This window comes from uncultured Schumannella sp., from assembly GCF_905479755.1.
Classification (GTDB): Bacteria; Actinomycetota; Actinomycetes; order Actinomycetales; family Microbacteriaceae; genus DCRR01.
In genome coordinates this window covers 41,121-59,570 of record NZ_CAJQNT010000014.1, presented here as the reverse complement: position 1 = coordinate 59,570, position 18,450 = coordinate 41,121, and the positions used below count along the sequence as shown (strand labels likewise).

15 protein-coding genes are annotated in these 18,450 nt (G+C 68.8%); 12 read left to right on the top strand and 3 right to left on the bottom strand.

The annotated features are described in order from the left end of the window. The 3 genes from QZ258_RS04570 to QZ258_RS04560 form a co-directional block, all read left to right on the top strand. Positions 1-1,730, top strand: a 1,730-nt coding sequence (locus QZ258_RS04570; RefSeq protein WP_294179374.1) for an ABC transporter family substrate-binding protein, incomplete at its 5' end; no start/stop codon positions are given. Between the two features lie 192 nt (positions 1,731-1,922). Continuing rightward, complete coding sequence (locus QZ258_RS04565; RefSeq protein WP_294179373.1) at positions 1,923-3,461, top strand: ABC transporter permease; 1,539 nt, start codon at positions 1,923-1,925, stop codon at positions 3,459-3,461. Positions 3,462-3,463: 2 nt separating this feature from the next. Further along, on the top strand, positions 3,464-4,549 hold the full coding sequence (locus tag QZ258_RS04560) for an ABC transporter permease (protein WP_294179372.1): 1,086 nt from the start codon (positions 3,464-3,466) through the stop codon (positions 4,547-4,549). A gap of 5 nt (positions 4,550-4,554) precedes the next feature. Here the strand turns inward: QZ258_RS04560 and QZ258_RS04555 are convergent, their stop codons facing one another. Next, on the bottom strand, positions 4,555-5,151 hold the full coding sequence (locus tag QZ258_RS04555) for a PH domain-containing protein (protein WP_294179371.1): 597 nt from the start codon (positions 5,149-5,151) through the stop codon (positions 4,555-4,557). A gap of 47 nt (positions 5,152-5,198) precedes the next feature. Between QZ258_RS04555 and QZ258_RS04550 the strand changes: the two genes are divergently transcribed. The 9 genes from QZ258_RS04550 (at position 5,199) to QZ258_RS04510 (ending at position 16,079) form a co-directional block, all read left to right on the top strand. After that, positions 5,199-6,863 (top strand): ABC transporter ATP-binding protein, encoded by a 1,665-nt coding sequence (locus QZ258_RS04550; RefSeq protein ID WP_294179370.1) that lies wholly within the window; start codon positions 5,199-5,201, stop codon positions 6,861-6,863. 34 nt (positions 6,864-6,897) lie between these two features. Next, positions 6,898-8,538 (top strand): ABC transporter substrate-binding protein, encoded by a 1,641-nt coding sequence (locus QZ258_RS04545; protein ID WP_294179369.1) that lies wholly within the window; start codon positions 6,898-6,900, stop codon positions 8,536-8,538. A 21-nt stretch (positions 8,539-8,559) separates the two neighbouring features. Beyond that, positions 8,560-10,332 (top strand): ABC transporter substrate-binding protein, encoded by a 1,773-nt coding sequence (locus QZ258_RS04540; RefSeq protein ID WP_294179368.1) that lies wholly within the window; start codon positions 8,560-8,562, stop codon positions 10,330-10,332. A 57-nt stretch (positions 10,333-10,389) separates the two neighbouring features. Continuing rightward, positions 10,390-12,291: a translational GTPase TypA gene (typA, locus tag QZ258_RS04535; protein WP_294179367.1), complete on the top strand. Its 1,902-nt coding sequence runs from the start codon at positions 10,390-10,392 to the stop codon at positions 12,289-12,291. Positions 12,292-12,362: 71 nt separating this feature from the next. Then, entirely contained in the window at positions 12,363-12,833 is a 471-nt protein-coding gene (locus QZ258_RS04530) for a hypothetical protein (RefSeq protein ID WP_294179366.1), read from the top strand. Next, the gene (locus QZ258_RS04525) at positions 12,830-13,252 is read left to right on the top strand and encodes a hypothetical protein (RefSeq protein WP_294179365.1); all 423 of its coding nucleotides are present in this window, start codon (positions 12,830-12,832) and stop codon (positions 13,250-13,252) included. Before QZ258_RS04530 ends, QZ258_RS04525 begins: the two co-directional genes overlap by 4 nt. A gap of 9 nt (positions 13,253-13,261) precedes the next feature. Further along, positions 13,262-13,582 carry a ferredoxin gene (gene fdxA, locus QZ258_RS04520; RefSeq protein WP_294179364.1) on the top strand — a complete coding sequence of 107 codons (321 nt, stop codon included), beginning with the start codon at positions 13,262-13,264 and terminating at the stop codon, positions 13,580-13,582. Positions 13,583-13,591: 9 nt separating this feature from the next. Next, positions 13,592-14,689, top strand: a complete 1,098-nt coding sequence (dapC, locus tag QZ258_RS04515; RefSeq protein WP_294179363.1) for a succinyldiaminopimelate transaminase — start codon at positions 13,592-13,594, stop codon at positions 14,687-14,689. Positions 14,690-14,780: 91 nt separating this feature from the next. Then, complete coding sequence (locus QZ258_RS04510; RefSeq protein WP_294179361.1) at positions 14,781-16,079, top strand: citrate synthase; 1,299 nt, start codon at positions 14,781-14,783, stop codon at positions 16,077-16,079. Between the two features lie 304 nt (positions 16,080-16,383). Here QZ258_RS04510 and QZ258_RS04505 read toward each other — a convergent pair whose 3' ends face one another. After that, entirely contained in the window at positions 16,384-17,235 is an 852-nt protein-coding gene (locus QZ258_RS04505) for a DUF559 domain-containing protein (RefSeq protein WP_294179360.1), read from the bottom strand. Positions 17,236-17,492: 257 nt separating this feature from the next. Beyond that, complete coding sequence (gene dapD, locus QZ258_RS04500) at positions 17,493-18,428, bottom strand: 2,3,4,5-tetrahydropyridine-2,6-dicarboxylate N-succinyltransferase (RefSeq protein WP_294179358.1); 936 nt, start codon at positions 18,426-18,428, stop codon at positions 17,493-17,495. Between the last annotated feature and the right edge of the window lie 22 nt (positions 18,429-18,450).

Genomic DNA, 18,450 nt, shown 5'->3' with positions numbered 1-18,450 from the left:
GTGCGCTCGTATTGAGCGGCTGCACCAACCCGTATACGTCGGAGGTCATCGAGGGCACCTCGATCACCGTCGCGTACAACGACAACTTCTTCCACTACAACGACGACAGCTCCGCGGGCAACAACACCGCGAACGGCAACGTCCGGTACATGACGAACGCCACGTTCGCCTACTACGACTCCACCCCGGAGCTCGTCCGTAACACCGACGTCGGGTCCTTCGAGAAGATCAGCGACGACCCGCTGACGGTCGAGTACACGATCAACAGCAACGTCAAGTGGTCGGACGGCACGGACGTCGACGAGGCGGACATGCTCCTCCAGTGGGCGGCGCTCTCGGGCAACGTGACCGACTTCGCTCCGGCGTCCACCGCGGGCCTCTCGCTCGTGACGGCCACCCCGGAGGTCGAGGACCACAAGATCACGCTCGTCTACGACGACGCGTACGTCGACTGGGAGCTCGCCTTCGACCTCGGTGTCGCGGCACACGGCACCGTGATGCTCGCCTACCCGGACGAGTACGCGGCCGGTGACGAGGACCAGGCCAAGGCCGACCTCATCACGGCGATCCAGGAGGGCGACACCGAGTGGCTCGCCCCGGTCGTCAACGTGTGGAACAACGAGTACGGCTACACCACGATGCCGGACAACGAGCTGCTCTACCTCTCGAGCGGCCCGTACATCATCTCGGACATCGCTGAGAACGAGTTCATCACGCTGACGGCGAACCCCGAGTTCACCTGGGGCCCCTCGCCGCACTTCGAGACGATCACGATCCGCACGATCAGTGACTCGACGGCTGCTCTGCAGGCGCTCGAGAACGGTGACATCCAGATCTGGACCGGCCAGCCGACCGCCGACATCCTTGAGCTCGCTCAGGGCCTCGACGGCGCGAACGTCGAGTCCGGCGTCCAGGCCGCGTACGAGCACATCGACCTCACCTTCAACAACGGTGGTCCGTTCGACCCGGCGACCTACGGTGGCGACGAGGAGACGGCCAAGCTGGTGCGCCAGGCGTTCCTGCTGACCCTCCCGCGTGACGAGATCGTCGAGAAGATCATCGCGCCGCTCAACCCGGAGGCGTCGGTGCGCAACTCGCAGCTCGTCATCCCGGGCGCTCCCGCGTACGACGGAATCGTCGCCGAGAACGGTTCGGACTTCTACGCCGCGACCGACATCGACGCCGCCAAGGCTCTCCTCGCGGAGGCCGGTGTCGAGACGCCGATCGACGTCAACTTCTGGTACCCCGAGGGCAACGTCCGTCGTGGTCAGGAGTTCGAGCTCGCGCAGGCCTCCGCGGCCCTCGCCGGCTTCAACGTGATCGACACGAGCGAGCCCGACTGGGCGTTCACCGACCCCGAGGCGTTCCCCGTGAACCCGCACGACGTGGTCGTCTTCGCCTGGGCCTCGACGAGCCTCGCGATCTCTGGTTCCGACCAGATCTTCGCGTGCTACGACGAGCCGCTCAACAAGGCCGGTAACTACAACGGCTACTGCAACCCGACGGTGGACGAGCTTCTCGCGACGCTCGAGGTCACCTCGGACCCCGACACCCAGGCCGAGCTGCAGCTGCAGGTCGAGCAGGAGCTGTGGGGCGACGCGTACGGCGCGACGCTCTACCAGTTCCCGGGCCTCGTGGTCTCGAGCGACACCGTCACCGGTGTCAAGGGCAACCCGCTGAGCCCGGACTACTTCTGGAACTTCTGGGAGTGGGCTCCGGCCGACGCGTAGGGATCAATCCCTAGCCGGTGGGAAGAAGGCCTGGCCTTCTTCCCACCGGTGTTGACCGAATTCGTGTGCGCGCGTCGCGGCGCCGCTGCCGACGCGCGCACACGTCCGGAACTTCGGACGGGTCGTTCCTGACCCGGCCGAACCTTGACGCAAAGAACCAGAAGACATGACTCTCCCCAACCAGGTCAGCGCATGCTGACCTTCGTGCTGCGGCGCACGCTCGCGACGTTCCTCGTCCTTCTCGCTGCCTCCTTCGTCGTCTATCTCCTGACGGCCTACTCGGGAAATCCGCTCGCCGACCTCATCGGCTCGCGCGACCCCAACCGCGAAGAGCTCATCGCCGAGCGCATTCGCGAACTGAATCTTGAGACCCCGGTCCCGTTGCGCTACTTCAGCTGGCTCGCCGGAGTCGGCGGCTGCTTCGTGGGTCAGTGCGACCTCGGGCAGTCCTACGTCACCAACCAAGAGGTGACGGCGGCGCTCGCGGCGGCCGTCCCCGCGACGCTGTCGCTCGTGACCGCGGCCACCGTTATCGCGATCATTCTCGGCATCGCGGTCGGCATGGTGTCGGCGCTGCGTCAGTACAGCGGCTTCGACTACACGATCACCTTCATCACCTTCGTGCTCTACTCGCTCCCCGTGTTCTGGGTCGCGGTGCTGCTCAAGGAGTGGGGCGCGATTCGCGTCAACCAGTTCATGGCCGATCCCGCCGTCCCCATCCTCGGGGTGATCGCCTTCGGCGCCGTCGGGGGTCTGATCTGGCAAGCGATTATCGGTGGTGCCGTCAAGCGCCGTGCGATGACTTTCGCGGTCTCGGGTCTCGTGACCGGCGGCATCCTGGGCATTCTGCTCGTCACCGGCTGGTTCTCGCAGCCCTCGATCGGAATTCTCGGAATCATCATCCTCAGCATCGGAACGGCGGCGGTCGTGCTGCTCGCCGCCGGTGGCTTCCGCCAGCGTCCCTACCTGATCGCCGTGCTCGGCACCGTTGTCGTGCTCGTTGCGCTCTGGTACCCGCTGCAGTTCCTGTTCTTCGGGTTGCGTGAGGTCATCTGGGTGATCCCGCTGACGCTGCTGGGAAGCATCGCGATCGGAGTCGTGTTCGGAATCATCTTCGGTGGCGAGAACAAGCCGACGCTCGCGCGCTGGGCCGGCATCACCGGCGGTGTCGTCGGGCTCGTGATTCTGCTCGACCGTGTGCTGCTGGTCTTCGACGAGTACAGCAACAAGATCCCGCTCTCCTCCGGAGTCATTCCGACGATCGGGGCGACCACGCCGAACCTGAGCGGCGACGTCTGGATCGAGACGCTCGACCTGATCGCGCACCTCATCCTGCCGACGCTCGCGCTGACGCTCATCTCCTTCGCCGGTTACACGCGCTACGCGCGCGCCAGCCTGCTCGAGGTGATGAACCAGGACTACGTGCGCACCGCGCGGGCCAAGGGCCTCAGCGAGCGCGTCGTCGTGTTGCGCCACGCCTTCCGCAACGCGCTCATCCCGATCACGACGATCGTCGTGCTCGACTTCGGTGCCCTCATCGGTGGCGCCGTCATCACCGAGCGCATCTTCGGCTGGCAGGCGATGGGAACCCTCTTCATCAACGGACTGACGCACACGGATGTGAACCTCGTGATGGGCTTCTTCCTCATCACGGGCGTCCTGGTGGTCATCGCGAACATTCTCGCCGACCTCGTGTACTCGGCCCTTGACCCCCGGATTCGAGTGAGCTGATCATGACGAACACGAAACCGACCGCGGACGCCGCGGCCAACGAAATGACGATCGAGCAGCGCGAAACCGCGGGGCTCAGCCAGGGCACGATCGTGCGTCGCCGCTTCCTGCACCACCGCGGCGCCGTGGTCTCGCTCGGCGTGCTGATCTTCATCACGCTCTTCGCCTTCAGCTCGGTCGGCACCGTGGTCGGCGGCTCGGGTCGCCTCGTCGTGGACCCCGACACCGGTCGCCAGGTGGTCGACGGCATCCGGCTCGCGGGCTGGTGGTGGGCCGACTGGTACACCAACTACCCGATCGTCAACGGCGGAAGCCCGACGCTCACGCTGTTCCCGTTCCACATCGGAGAGCACCCCTTCGGGCAGGACACGCTCGGCAAGGACGTGTTCGCCCGCGTCATGCGCGGCACGCAGCAGTCGCTCACGGTCACCGTGATCGTCGGTGTGCTCTCGACCATCATCGGCATTCTGGTCGGGGCGATCTCCGGCTACTTCCGCCGCTGGGCCGATCAGCTGCTGATGCGCTTCACCGATGTCATCATCATCATCCCGCTGCTCGTCCTCGGCGCCGTCCTCGGCCGCACGATCGGCGGCAACGCGATCCTGCTGGCGATCCTGCTCGGCCTCATCGCTTGGCCGGGCCTTGCCCGTCTCGTCCGTGCGGAGTTCCTGTCGCTGCGCGAACGAGAGTTCGTGGATGCCGCGCGGGTCGCCGGAGCCTCGGATGCGCGGATCATCTTCCGCCACATCCTGCCCAACGCGGTCGGCGTCATCATCGTCAACACGACGTTGCTGATGAGCGCGGCGATCCTGCTCGAGACCTCGCTCAGCTTCCTCGGCTTCGGCATCAAGTCGCCGGACGTCTCGCTCGGCCAGATCATCACCGAGTACCAGGAGGCGTTCAAGACGCGGCCGTGGCTGTTCTGGTGGCCGGGCCTGATCATTGTGTCGATCGCCCTGACGATCAACTTCATCGGCGACGGTCTGCGCGACGCCTTCGACCCCCGCCAGAAGCGCGCCCTCACCCGCAAGGCCCGGGCGCTCGCCTCCGCGACCGTCGCGTCGACCTCGAGCCGGGACGTCTCGTGACGGCGCTACGCGAGCGTCGTCGCGAGGATCGCCGCGCCGCCGAACACGACGAACGCGGCAATCGTGCCGAGGTGCCAGTGTCGTTCGACGCGCGCGCTCTCGGCCGGGATGCCGAGTTCCGCGCGGCGCGCCAGTTCGGTGCGAGCCAGGTACGCGGCGGCGCCCGAGTCGCTGCCGGCACTGTCCCCGGGCCGCGCCATGCCGTCGGCGTGGGAGCCCGCGGGCAGATGGCGCAGGTCGTCGCGGGCGACGCGCATCGCGGCGAGTCGACCGGGGGCCGGAGCCGCCCACGCCACGATGCGCCCCGACTCGGTGACGAGCGTGAACGCGAAACGCGTTTCGACCTCGCGAACGGCGCCCCACGGCACCGTGAAGGTGCGAAGCACGTTGCGCACCGTGATGCCGCTGTCGTCGAGACGGACGAACGGGCGCCAGTAGATCGCCCACGTGGCGACCGTGATGAGGACGACGCTCGGCGCCACGCGCACCACGTCGGCCGGTTGCGGACCGAGGGCGACGCTGACAAGCGACAGCACGGCGAGCGCCGCGATGACCAGGGTCAGGATCTTGCCCCACACCGGGGCGATGACGTGAGTCGACACGCCCCCATGATTTCACCTCGCACCAGCACAGAGAGCCGAGCACGACTGTGAGCACGACAGCGACCGATCCGGCCGCCCCCATTCTCGAGGTCTCCGGACTCGGCGTCGACTTCTGGGTCGACGGCGAGTGGGTGTCCGCCGCGCGCAACATGGACTACACGCTCAGCCCCGGAGAGGTGCTCGCCATCGTCGGCGAGTCGGGCTCCGGCAAGAGCACCAGCTCGATGGCGATCCTGGGCCTTCTGCCCGACAACGGACGCGCGCTCGGCAGCGCCAAGCTCGTGGGCCAGGAGCTCATCGGGGCCGACCTGCAGACCCTGCGCAAGGTGCGCGGAAACCGCATCGCGGTGATCTTCCAGGAGCCGATGACGGCTCTGAACCCGGTCTACACGATCGGGTTCCAGATCATCGAGGCGCTGCAGGTGCACACCAACCTGTCGAAGGCGCAAGCGCGCGTTCGCGCGCTCGAGCTGCTCGAGATGGTGGAACTGCCGGACCCGCAAAAGGCCTTCGATTCCTACCCGCATCAGCTCTCCGGTGGCCAGCGCCAGCGCGCGATGATCGCGCAGTCGATCTCGTGCGACCCGCTGCTGCTCATCGCCGACGAGCCGACCACCGCGCTCGACGTCACGGTCCAGGCCGAGATCCTCGACCTGCTGCGCAACCTGCACACGCGGCTCAACTCGGCGATCATCCTGATCACCCACGACATGGGTGTCGTCGCCGACCTCGCCGACAAGATGATCGTGATGAAGGACGGCGAGGTCGTCGAGTCCGGCACGGCGATGCAGGTCTTCCGCGAGCCGAAGGTTCCCTACACGCAGGAGCTGCTGGCCGCGGTGCCGAAGCTCGCCGCCGAAGGGCCCGCCGTGAGCGTCGCCCAGCGCGAGGCCGCCGTCCAGCCCGTGCTCTCGATGCGCGACCTCGTGATCGAGTATCCGAAGCGCGGGCGCGTCCCGGCGTTCCGTGCCGTCGAGGGCGCCACGCTCGACATCTACCCGGGCGAAGTGCTCGCACTCGTCGGGGAGTCCGGCTCCGGAAAAACCACCATCGGTCGTGCCGTCGTCGGCCTCGTGCCCTCGCACTCGGGCGAGTTGTCGGTCGACGGCAAGAACATGGTCGGCATCTCCCGCGGTGACCTGCGCGAGGTGCGCAAGAGCCTAGGCATCGTCTTCCAAGACCCGGGCTCGTCGCTCAATCCGCGGTGGCCCATCGGCCAGTCGATCGGCGAGCCTCTCGTCCTGGCCGGGGAGAAGGATCAGAAGGTCGTCGACAAGCGCGTCGAAGACCTGCTCGAGCTCGTGCAGCTGCCGCGCAACTACCGCAACCGCTTCCCGCATGAGCTCTCGGGCGGTCAGCGCCAGCGCGTCGGAATCGCGCGCGCCCTCGCGCTCAAGCCGCGCGTTCTCGTCGCCGACGAACCGACGAGCGCGCTCGACGTGTCGGTGCAGGCGCGCGTGCTCGACCTGCTTCAGGAGATCCAGCGCGAACAGCAGTTCGCGACCCTGTTCATCAGTCACGACCTCGGCGTCGTCGACCTGCTCGCCGATCGAATCGCGGTCATGCACCGCGGCCGCATCGTCGAGGTCGGGACGAGTTCCGAAGTCTTGCGCCACCCGAAGGATCCGTACACGCAGCGCCTGATCTCGGCGGTGCCGTTGCCGGACCCGGAGGCGCAGCGGGAGCGGCGCGAACAGCGGTCGCGGGGCTGATCTCCTCTCAACTCGCCTGGCTATGCTGAGCACGATGCGAGGACGGGTGAGGGCGGCAGCGGCGGCCGTGACGGCGTGCGCCGTGCTCGTGGCGACGGCCGCGTGCAGTTCGCCCAGCCCGTCCGGCGTCGTCGATTTCGAGAACGTGGTCTCGATCGCCGTGGCCGAACCGGGCTCGCCGATCACCCCCGAATTCGCGGCCGATCCTGCCGTCGCTCGGATCCTGCCGGCCATCACCTCGGGGCTCGTGCGACTCGAGACCACGGGCGCGCCGATCCTGGAGCTGGCCGAGTCGGTCGAGACCTCCGACAACACGCGGTTCGTCGTCTCGCTCGACCCCGAGGCGCGGTTCAGCAATGGCGAACCCCTCGATGCCGCCTCATTCGTGGAGGCGTGGCGCGAGCGGGCGCGGTCCGGTGAGGCGCTCACGGAGCCGACCGGGTTCGCCGACTTCCTGGGCGTCGCCGAGTTCGTGAGCAGCGTCGCGTCGGAGGACGCCGACGACGTCGAAGACGCGCAGCTCGACCTCGTCGAATCCGGCGCGCTCGAGGTTCTGGATGAGGCGAGCTTCGCGGTGACTCTCGCGGAGCCGGACGCCAGCTTCGTGCGACGACTCGCACAACCGCTGTTCCTGCCGCTTCCCGAAAGCGCGTTCCAGGATCCCGACGCCTTCGATGCCGCGCCCGTCGGGGCCGGACCGTACATGCTCGCCGGGTCGGAGGCCTGGGTGGCGAGTGACCGGCTCGATCTCGTTCCGAATCCGTCGTACGGAGGTACCCGCGAGGTCGAGAACTCCGGCATCTCGTTCCGCTTTTACCGCACCTCGACGATCGCGTTCGCCGAGCTGCTCGCGGGCAACGTCGACGTCGTCGACCAGCTTCCCGACCGCACCGACGGCGCACTGTCGTCCCTCCTGAACGGTCGGGTTAGCGAGGCGGCGCTCCCGGTCCTCGTGTCGCTCATCCCGCCGCGTGCCTCCGGAAACCTCGCGGGCGAGGAGGGCGTGTTGCGCCGCCTGGCGCTCGCGCACACTATCGACCGCGCCATTCTGGTGCGCGACCTCCTCGACGGCGCCGCCGAGCCCGCGCTCGGCTTCTTCCCGGTGAGTTTCGGTCTGGGCGAGGACGAGGATGCCTGGACCGACCGCGCGAACGACGAACTCGCGCGCTCGCTCTGGCGACAGGCCAACGACTTCTCCCACTGGGAGGGGGTGCTGACCATCGCGGTGGTGGCGGGAACTCCGGAGGTCCGGCTCGCCGACGAACTGGCGGAGCGCTTCGATGCGGTGTTGAACCTCGACGTGCAGATCGTGGCGTTCGCCAATGCCGAGGAAGTGGCCGCGGCGCTTCGCGACGACGACGAACCGCTCACCGCGTTCCGGCTCCAGACCACCACGGTGGAGACGGGGTCGCTCGAGGCCGCGCTCTCGGCCGCCGTCCCGAGGTCGTTGACCACGGCGAGCATCCGCTTGCGGTTCGAACAGGCGGCGACCGCGGCCGACGACGAACGGGCGGCCGTGTTCGCGGTGGCCGCGCAGGACGAGCTGTGGCAGACGGTGCCGATCATCCCGATCTGGTCGCCGACCATCCGAGCCGGGTACGCGCCGGGCGTCACCGGCGTTGAGCACGAGTGGGGCGCGGTGCTCGACTACGCGGCGATCCTGCCCGCGCCCTAGCCGATGGCGAGGCGGGCGCCGGTGACGGCCCGACGGCGGGCGGCCCGACGGTCGGCGGCCGTCGTGTTGTGCCTCATCGCGGCCGTGGGGCTGTCGGCCTGCACCCCCTCTGACCTCGTGGCGGGAAGCGAGGTGCGGATCGCGGTCTCCGCCCCGCTCACCTCGCTCAACGCGGCGAGCTCGCACGGGCGCCTGTCCAGCACCAACGCCGAGGTGGCGGCGCTCACCGGCGGGGTCTTCGGCTTTCGGGATGCGCGCGGCGAGCTCGTGCTTGACGAATCCTTCGGCAGCGCCGAGGTCTTCGCCCTCGACCCGCTGACCGTGAGATACGAGATCGCGCCCGGCGTGCGCTGGTCCGACGGCACGGCCCTCGACGCCGTGGATCTGCTGCTGGCCTGGGCCGGGGGCTCCGGCGCGCTCGCTGATCCGGGCAGCGACGATCCGGACGCTCGGTACTTCGACGGTGCCGCGACCGGCGGGATCGAGTTCGCCACGCAGACTCCGCACCTCGGGTCCGAGCAGGTGATCTTCGTGCACTTCGACCGCTATGTTCCCGAATGGCAGACGGCGCTCGCCCCCGGCGTCGCCGCGCATGCGCTCGCCGTGGTCGCGCTCGACCTGGATGCGGAGGCGAGCGCAGCCGATGCCAAGGCGGCCGTTCGTGACGCGATCCGGACGCGCGACCCCGTGGCCCTCGCGGCGCTCTCCGAGGTGTGGAACCACGGCCTCGATCTCGATCCTGACGGCGACGCCCCCGCCCCGGACCCGACGTTGTGGATCGCGAGCGGTCCCTACGTCGTGGACGTCCTCGACGATGACGGCGGCGTCGCGCTGCGCGCGAACCCCGAATACGACGGCGACCGCCGCCCGGCCTACGAGACGATCCGGCTGCGCGTTGTGGCCGATCCGCGGGAGGCGATCGACCTGGTGCGATCCGGCGAGATCGACGTCGCCGCGCCGCCGCTAGGCCCCGAGGTCGCGGAGGCGCTCACCGACCTCGACGGTGTGCGGCTCGAGTACGGCAGTCAGACCCGCATCGAGCATCTCGAACTGCAGTTCGACGACGCGCGACACACCAGCTTCGACGATCCGCTCGTGCGGGAGGCCTTCCTGCTGACGGTGCCGCGCGCCGCACTCGTCGACGAACTGTGGGGCGAGCTCGCGCCCGGTGTCGAACCCCTCGACTCGTTCGTCGTCGGGGAGTCCACGGCCGCGTACACCGACGTGGTGACGCGCAACGGCTCGGCGCGCTTCGGTGAGCCCGACCTGGTCGAGGCCGCGCGGCTGCTCGCCGAGGCCGGAGAAACGAACCCCCGGGTCTGCATCCTCTACGACGCCGAGAACCCGCAACGCGAACTCGCCTACACGCTCATCGCCGACAGCGCCGCCTCCGCCGGGTTCCGGGTGAGCGACTGCTCGCGGCCGGACTGGGAGAGCGCGCTCGGGGTCGCCGGGGAGTACGACGCGGCGCTGTTCGCGTGGGACACCCGAGCGCTCGGGCCCGACACGATCGGCGCGGTGTTCCGCAGCGACTCCGCCGTCGCCAACCTCAATCGCTACGCGAACGCCGAGGTGGATCGCCTGATTGAGCGGCTCGAGACTCCGCTGACGAGCGAGGAGCGAGCGGCTGCGCTCGCCGCGATCGACGCCGCGCTGTGGGCCGACGCCTACGGCGTACCGCTGTTCAGCTACCCGACCGTCGCGCTTGTCGCCGACGCCGTGGGCTCGGTTTCGCCCTCGCCGTTCGCCCCGGGCATCGCCTCCAACGCGTGGGAGTGGCGCCCAGCCCCCTAAACTGGGAGCTGGCCACTTTCTGCGCCGCATCCCCACATTCTTTTTCGAGGTATTTCCATGGCTTCCGTTCGCCGTTCCGATCTGCGCAACGTGGCGATCGTCGCCCACGTCGACCACGGCAAGACGACCCTCGTCGACGCCATGCTGCGTCAGACCAACTCGTTCAGCGCCCACGAGCACCTCGAAGACCGGGCGATGGACTCGAACGACCTCGAGCGCGAAAAGGGCATCACGATCCTCGCGAAGAACACCGCCGTCAGCTACGACGGCAAGCACGCGACCGACGGCCCCATCACGATCAACGTCATCGACACCCCGGGCCACGCCGACTTCGGTGGCGAGGTCGAGCGCGGGTTGAGCATGGTCGACGGCGTCGTCCTGCTGGTGGATGCCTCCGAAGGTCCGCTCCCGCAGACCCGCTTCGTGCTGCGCAAGGCGCTCGCCGCCAAGCTCCCCGTCATCCTCGCCGTCAACAAGACCGACCGTCCGGATGCGCGCATCGACGAGGTCGTCGAGGAGAGCCACGACCTGCTACTCGGTCTCGCGAGCGACCTCGCCGACGAGGTCCCCGACCTCGACCTCGACGCGATCCTCGAAGTCCCCGTGGTCTACGCCTCCGGCCGCGCCGGCGCCGCCAGCCACAACAAGCCCGAGAACGGCACCCTGCCCGACAACGACGACCTCGAACCGCTGTTCGAGGCGATCCTCGAGCACGTGCCGGCGCCCGAGTACGACGACGAGCACCCGCTGCAGGCGCACGTCACCAACCTCGACGCGAGCCCGTTCCTCGGCCGTATCGCCCTGTTGCGCGTCTTCAACGGCACGCTCAAGAAGGGCCAGACGGTCGCCTGGGTCAAGCACGATGGAAGCCACCAGAACGTGCGCATCACCGAGCTGCTGAAGACCCGCGCGCTCGAGCGCTACCCGGCGGAAGAGGCGCACGCGGGCGACATCGTCGCCGTGGCCGGAATCGAAGACATCACGATCGGTGAGACGATCGCCGACCCCGACGACATCCGCCCGCTGCCCGCGATCACCGTCGACGACCCGGCGATCTCGATGACGATCGGCACCAACACCTCGCCGTTCGTCGGCAAGGTCAAGGGTCACAAGCTCACCGCGCGCATGGTCAAGGACCGCCTCGACCGCGAACTGATCGGTAACGTCTCGATCCGCGTGCTCGACATCGGCAAGCCGGATGCCTGGGAGGTGCAGGGCCGAGGCGAACTCGCCCTCGCCATCCTGGTGGAGAACATGCGTCGCGAAGGCTTCGAGCTGACCGTCGGCAAGCCGCAGGTGGTCACCCGCGAGATCGACGGCAAGAAGCACGAGCCGTTCGAGCACCTCACGATCGACACTCCCGAAGAGCACCTCGGCGCGATCACGCAGCTCCTTGCCGCCCGCAAGGGGCGCATGGAGTCGATGTCGAACCACGGCACCGGCTGGGTGCGCATGGAGTTCATCGTGCCCTCGCGCGGACTCATCGGGTTCCGCACCGAGTTCCTCACCATCACGCGCGGCACCGGCATCGCCAACGCGATCTCGCACGGCTACGAGCCGTGGGCCGGCCAGATCAACACCCGCACCAACGGCTCGATCGTGGCCGACCGCTCCGGTGTCGCGACGCCGTTCGCGATGATCGCCCTGCAGGAGCGGATGAGCTTCTTCGTCGAACCGACGCAGGAGGTCTACGAGGGCATGGTCGTGGGCGAGAACTCGCGCGCCGACGACATGGACGTCAACATCACGAAGGAGAAGCAGCTGACGAACATGCGTTCGTCGACCTCGGACTCCTTCGAGAAGCTCACCCCGTCGCGCAAGCTCACGCTCGAGGAATGCCTCGAGTTCGCCCGCGAGGACGAGTGCGTCGAGGTCACCCCCGAGGTCGTGCGCATCCGCAAGGTCGAGCTCGACGCCACGCAGCGCGCGCGCAACCTGTCGCGCTCGAAGAAGCAGTAGCGCCGAACGCCGGGTGCGATCGGCGCTCCGAGTCGTAGACTCGAGGCGGAATCCGAGAGAGTGAGACCCTCATGTCGAATCACCGTTCCTCCCGCGCCCTCACGATCGCGATGGCAGCCGTCCTCGCCGTCGGCACGCCCCTGCTCCTGTCGGGCTGTGGACTGATCCCGAACCCCGTCGAGGGCGTCATCGAAGGTGTCACCGGGGGCGACATCGAGCTGCCGGGCAGCACCGTGCCGGACGACTTCCCGAGTGAGGTCCCGCTCATCGACGGCGAGGTGGTGTTCGGAACCGGCTTCGGCAACGACACCGAGAAGATCTGGAACGTCACGATCAACGTCGGCAGTGAGGCCACCGAGCAGATCGCCTCCGAGCTGGAGTCCGCCGGATTCACCGTGAGCGCCGAAGGATCGCTCTCCGGCGACACCGGCACGCTGTTCTACCAGAAGGACGAGCTCAGCGTCCTCGTGGTGATCGCCGAAGACAACGACTCCGGCGGATACGTTGCCAGCTACACCGTGACACGCGGATCGGGCGAGTGACCGCAGAGCATCCCCCGCGGGGCGCCCTCCACCTGGTGGTGATCGCGCTCGAGGTGCTCGGCGTCGCCTTCGCGCTTGGAATCGGATTCGGTGTCGGCGTGATTCTGACCTTCACCCATCGGCTCTCGGCACCGTGGGGGCTCGCCCTCGCGCTCGTGATCGTGGTCGCACTCATCGCCGGCTTCCGGCTCGCGATGGGGGGCCGGTTGCACGCGGCTGCCGCGGCCATCGGGCTGGTCGCCGCATCCGCGCTCCTGGCGCTACCCGGGGCCGGGGGCTCGGTGCTCGTCGTCGACGACGTGCTCGGCTACGGCTGGGCCCTGGCGCCCGCCCTCATCGCGGCGATTGTCATCGCGTGGCCGAAGCCGCGGCCCCGCACGCTCGTGCCCGCGACAGAAGGTGCCGCGCCGCGACCATAGAATGGTCGGGTGACTTACGTGATTGCCCTCCCGTGTGTCGATGTGAAAGACCGTGCCTGCATCGATGAATGTCCCGTCGACTGCATTTACGAGGGCGACCGGATGCTGTACATCCACCCCGACGAGTGCGTCGACTGCGGTGCGTGCGAGCCGGTCTGCCCGGTCGAGGCGATCTACTACGAAGACGACCTGCCCGAGAAGTGGTCGGACTACTACACCGCCAACGTGGAGTTCTTCCAGGAGGTCGGCTCGCCCGGAGGCGCCGCCAAGGTCGGCGTGATCGCCGGCGACCACGCGGTCGTCTCGGCACTGCCGCCGCAGGCCCACTGAGCGCGGCTCATGGCGCTGTCTCTTCCGGACTTTCCGTGGAACTCCCTCGCGCCGGCCGCCGAGCGGGCGCGAGCGCATCCCGACGGGATCGTTGACCTGTCGGTCGGGTCTCCCGTCGACGCCACGCCGGAGGTCGTTCGCGACGCGCTCCGCGCCGCCACCGATGCGCACGCCTACCCGCAGACCGCCGGAACTCCGGCGCTGCGCGAGGCCATCGTCGACTGGTACGCGCGGCGACGCGGTGTCGACGTCGAGGTGGCCAACGTCATGCCGACGATCGGGTCGAAAGAACTCGTCGCACTGCTGCCCACCCTGCTCGGCCTGGGGGAGGGGGACGTCGTCGTGCACCCGACCGTCGCTTACCCGACCTACGCCGTCGGGGCACTCATCGCGGGGGCGACGCCGCTGCCCTCCGACGATCCCGAGGAGTGGCCGGCCGCAACGCGCCTGGTGTGGCTCAACAGCCCCGGCAACCCCGACGGTCACGTCGACCAGCTCGACTACCTCCGCCGCGCCGTCACCCGCGCGCGCGAGCTCGGCGCCGTCATCGCCAACGACGAATGCTACGCCGAACTGAACTGGGCGGGCGAGGAGCCGACGCCGTGCATCCTCGATCGCCGCGTGATCGGCGACTCCCGCCGGCTCACGCTCTCGGTCTACTCACTCAGCAAGCAGTCCAACCTCGCCGGGTACCGCGCGGCGTTCGTCGCCGGCTGCAGCGACCTCATCGGCGAGCTGCTCGAAGCGCGCAAGCACGCGGGGCTGATTCCGCCGGCCCCCGTGCAGGCGGCCATGATCGCCGCGCTCGGCGACGAGACGCACGTCGCCCTCCAACGCGAGCGCTACCGCGAGCGTCGGGCGAAGCTGCGGCCGGCGCTCGAAGCCGCCGGGTTCCGCATCGACGCGAGCGACGCCGGCCTCTACCTCTGGGCGACGCGAGGCGAGCACGGGCGGACGAGCGTCGACGCGCTCGCGGAGATCGGCATCCTGGTGACCCCCGGGGACTTCTACGGCCCCGCGGGGGACGAGTTCGTGCGGATCTCGCTCACGGCGACCGACGAGCGCATCGCCGCGGCGGTCGCGCGTTTGGCGAGTCTCGCCAACTGATTCGCCGCCTAGCGTTGGAGGGTCTCTCCAACGCGCGCCGCGCGGATCTGGAGGGAGGCATGCTGTCGCCGGAACCCCCTAGGCTGTAATGGTGAATGACGTCACTAGGGACCCCGACAAGATCTCGCTCACGTTTGGTGACATCAACGCCGAACTCCCCGTGTTGCGCGCGGTGGACGGTCGCGACAGCGTCGACTGGTCGAGCTTCACCAAGCAGACCGGTCTGACCTCGCTCGACCAGGGGTTCGTCAACACCGCCTCCACCAAGAGCGCGATTACCTACATCGATGGTGACGAAGGCATCCTGCGCTATCGCGGGTACGCGATCGAAGACCTCGCCGGCAACTCGACGTTCCTCGAGGTGGCCTGGCTGCTCATCTACGGTGAGCTTCCCACCGCCGTCGAACTCGAGAACTTCACCGAGCGCATTCGTCGGCACACGCTGCTGCACGAAGACCTCAAGCGCTTCTTCTCCGCGCTGCCGCACACGGCGCACCCGATGTCAGTGCTGTCCTCGGCCGTGTCGGCGCTCTCCACCTACTACGAAGACTCGCTCGACCCGCACGACCCCGAGATGGTCGAACTCAACATCGTTCGACTGCTGGCGAAGTTGCCGGTCATCGCCGCCTACGCGCACAAGAAGAGCCTCGGGCAGGCCTTCCTCTACCCCGACAACTCGCTGAGCTTCGTCGACAACTTCCTGAAGCTCAACTTCGGCAACCTCGCCGAGCCGTACCAGATCAACCCCGTGCTGTCGCAGGCGCTCGATCGTCTGCTGATCCTGCACGAAGACCACGAGCAGAACGCCTCCACCTCGACGGTGCGACTCGTCGGATCGACCGAGGCCAACATCTTCGCCTCGATCTCCGCCGGGATCAACGCGCTCTACGGGCCGCTGCACGGGGGAGCGAACGAAGCGGTTCTCAGGATGCTCGCCCAGATCCGCGACTCCGGTGATGGTGCGCATCGCTTCGTCGAGCGCGTCAAGAACAAGGAAGACGGCGTCCGGCTCATGGGCTTCGGGCACCGCGTCTACAAGAACTACGACCCGCGCGCGAAGCTCGTCAAGGAGAGCGCGGATGCCGTGCTCGCCGACCTCGGCGTCCAGGACCCGCTGCTCGACATCGCCAAGGAGCTCGAGCAGATCGCGCTCGAGGACGAGTACTTCCAGGAGCGCCGGCTCTACCCCAACGTCGACTTCTACACCGGCGTGATCTACAAGGCGATGGGCTTCCCGACGCGCATGTTCACCGTGCTCTTCGCGATCGGCCGCCTTCCCGGCTGGATCGCGCACTGGCGCGAGGCGAACAACGACCCGGCGACCAAGATCGGGCGCCCGCAGCAGCTCTACGTGGGCCCGCCGGCCCGCCCCTGGCCCACCGAGCGCTAGGGCCCGCCCGCCCCGCCGCCTGCAGGCCCGCCTTCCGCCGCGTGCAGTCCCGCCCTGCCGCCGCGTGCCGGCCCGCCCTGCCGCCCGACCTCCCCGCGCCGCAGCATTCACGAAATGCAGGAGATCCTGACATCGGGCGGATGCCTGACCCCGCCAACACAGCACCCGCGCTTCGCCAATCCTGCATTTCGTGACGCGCGGGGGGAGCGGCCGACGCATCGCGGATACGCGGAGATCGCGCGGCACCGACTCGCGCGAGGCGAGGCGTCGCGGCTCGGGTCGGACGGGCGGCGGCCCGGTCGCGCTAGTTCGTGGCCGCGACGGCGGCCATGATCGCGTCGCGGACCTCGGCCCAGTGGTGCATCACGGCGCGATAGGTGAAGCGCAGGACGCGGTATCCGCGGGCGGTGAGTCGCGCATCCCGCTGGCGATCGTTCTCAAAGGACTCGCGGCTGTGGTGATGTTCCCACCCGTCGAGCTCGATCACAACTCTGCCGATCACGAGGTCGACACGGCCCACGCCGGGGATGTCGACCTGCGGTTCCGGGAGGAATCCGAGGCGCCGCAAGCGGAAGCGGGTGATCGACTCGATGATCGACTCCGTGCGTGGGTCGACATCGCCGAGGAGGCGCTGCTGTCGCTGCGGTGCGCGCGAGACGAGCTGCTCCCACTCCCGCGCCGCGAGCAGCCCGGCGCGGAGTGCGCTCTCGGCGGCGGCGACCGTGCGCTCGGGGCTCTGGCAGGTGATCATGTCGGCCAGAGCATCCGGCGCGTTGAGTCGAAAGCGGGTGCCGACTCCGCGTGGCCCCCAGTGTCGGCAGACGCTGTCGTCCTCGAGCGCGAGCCGTTGGCGGGCGTTGCCGGGCTGGCGCAGACGCGCATCATGCGCGAAGATCCGCACGTGCACGGTCGGCGAGTCGATCACCCACAGCCCGAGGTCGCGCGCGGCCGTGACGCAGGTCGCGCGTCCGCCCACGCGCACGGCGGACTCCAACACCGCAGACGTGCCCGGCAACGCATACCAGCCCTGCCGGATGCGGACCAGCTCACCCGCGGTGACCGCCGCGCGGAGGTCGTACGCGGTGGCGCCGGCCCGAAGTAGCTCGTGCGTCGCCGCGAGGCCGCCGCGCAGGGCAACTTCGCGTCGGAGGTCCATGTCGACAGGCTCGCGCGCGCGGCGCGGCCGGTGGGGGCGGCGGGCGCATCCGTGCAGTCCGCCGAGATGTGCGCGATGCGGAGGAGCCGATCACCCCGCCCGCACGACGAAATGCAGGAAAGACGGACCCGGCGGCGTGAGTCGCGCCCGAGAACTCCGCACTGGCCCGACGGATCTCCTGCATTTCGTGAACGGCAGCGGGCGGGCGGGCAGGCGGGCGGGCGGCGGGGGGGGGGGGCGACCGCGGGGCGGCGGAGCTAGGCGTGCAGCTGTTCGTTGAGGGTGACGCCGAAGCCCGTGCGGGGCAGCACCTCGACGGCGCCGGTGACCGAGTTGCGGCGGAACAGCAGCCCCGGCTGGCCGGAAAGCTCGACGGCCTTCACCACGCGCGGCTCTTCGCCGGCGACCAAGACCGTGACCTTGGTGCCCGCCGTCACGTAGAGCCCGGCCTCCACGACCGAGTCGTCGCCGATCGAGATGCCGATTCCCGAGTTCGCGCCGAGCAGCGCACGCTCGCCGATCGCGACGCGCTGCGTGCCGCCGCCGGAGAGCGTGCCCATGATGGAGGCACCGCCGCCGATATCGGAGCCATCGCCCACGATGACGCCCTGCGAAATGCGCCCCTCGACCATGGAGGAGCCGAGCGTGCCCGCGTTGAAGTTCACGAAGCCCTCGTGCATGACGGTGGTTCCCGGCGCGAGGTGGGCTCCCAGGCGGACGCGGGAGGCATCCGCGATGCGCACGCGCTCGGGGACGACGTAGTCGACCAGGCGCGGGAACTTGTCGATGCCGTGGAGCGAAATGCCTTCGCGCTGCAGGAGCGGGCGGCGGCGCGCGTACTCGGCGGGCAGCATCGGGCCCGCGGTGGTCCACGCGACGATCGGGAGGTGCCCGAAAATGCCGTCGAGGTTGAGCGAGTTCGGCGCCACCAGCAGGTGCGAGAGCAGGTGCAGCCGCAAGTAGGCATCCGGCGTCGACGCGGGAGGCGCCTCCAGATCGATCGAGGTCGCCACGTAGTCGAGGCGCACGCCGCGGCGCTCGTCCTCGCCGAGCCAGTCCTCGAACTCGACCGGCGCGATGTAGCGATCGAGTCCGGCCGGGGCCTCGCCGAGGTGCGGCGCGGGGTACCAGGTGTCCAGAATCGTCCCGTCGGTGGTGATGGTGGCGAGTCCGTGACCCCATGCTGTGCTCATGCCTCCAGGGTATCGGGCGCGG

Bases quoted from the DNA above. Each gene is read 5' to 3' on its own strand.
- QZ258_RS04565 (WP_294179373.1), top strand. From the start codon at position 1,923: ATGCTGACCTTCGTGCTGCGGCGCACGCTCGCGACGTTCCTCGTCCTT.
- QZ258_RS04560 (WP_294179372.1), top strand. From the start codon at position 3,464: ATGACGAACACGAAACCGACCGCGGACGCCGCGGCCAACGAAATGACG.
- QZ258_RS04545 (WP_294179369.1), top strand. From the start codon at position 6,898: ATGCGAGGACGGGTGAGGGCGGCAGCGGCGGCCGTGACGGCGTGCGCC.
- typA (WP_294179367.1), top strand. From the start codon at position 10,390: ATGGCTTCCGTTCGCCGTTCCGATCTGCGCAACGTGGCGATCGTCGCC.
- QZ258_RS04530 (WP_294179366.1), top strand. From the start codon at position 12,363: ATGTCGAATCACCGTTCCTCCCGCGCCCTCACGATCGCGATGGCAGCC.
- dapC (WP_294179363.1), top strand. From the start codon at position 13,592: ATGGCGCTGTCTCTTCCGGACTTTCCGTGGAACTCCCTCGCGCCGGCC.
- QZ258_RS04505 (WP_294179360.1), bottom strand. From the start codon at position 17,235: ATGGACCTCCGACGCGAAGTTGCCCTGCGCGGCGGCCTCGCGGCGACG.
- dapD (WP_294179358.1), bottom strand. From the start codon at position 18,428: ATGAGCACAGCATGGGGTCACGGACTCGCCACCATCACCACCGACGGG.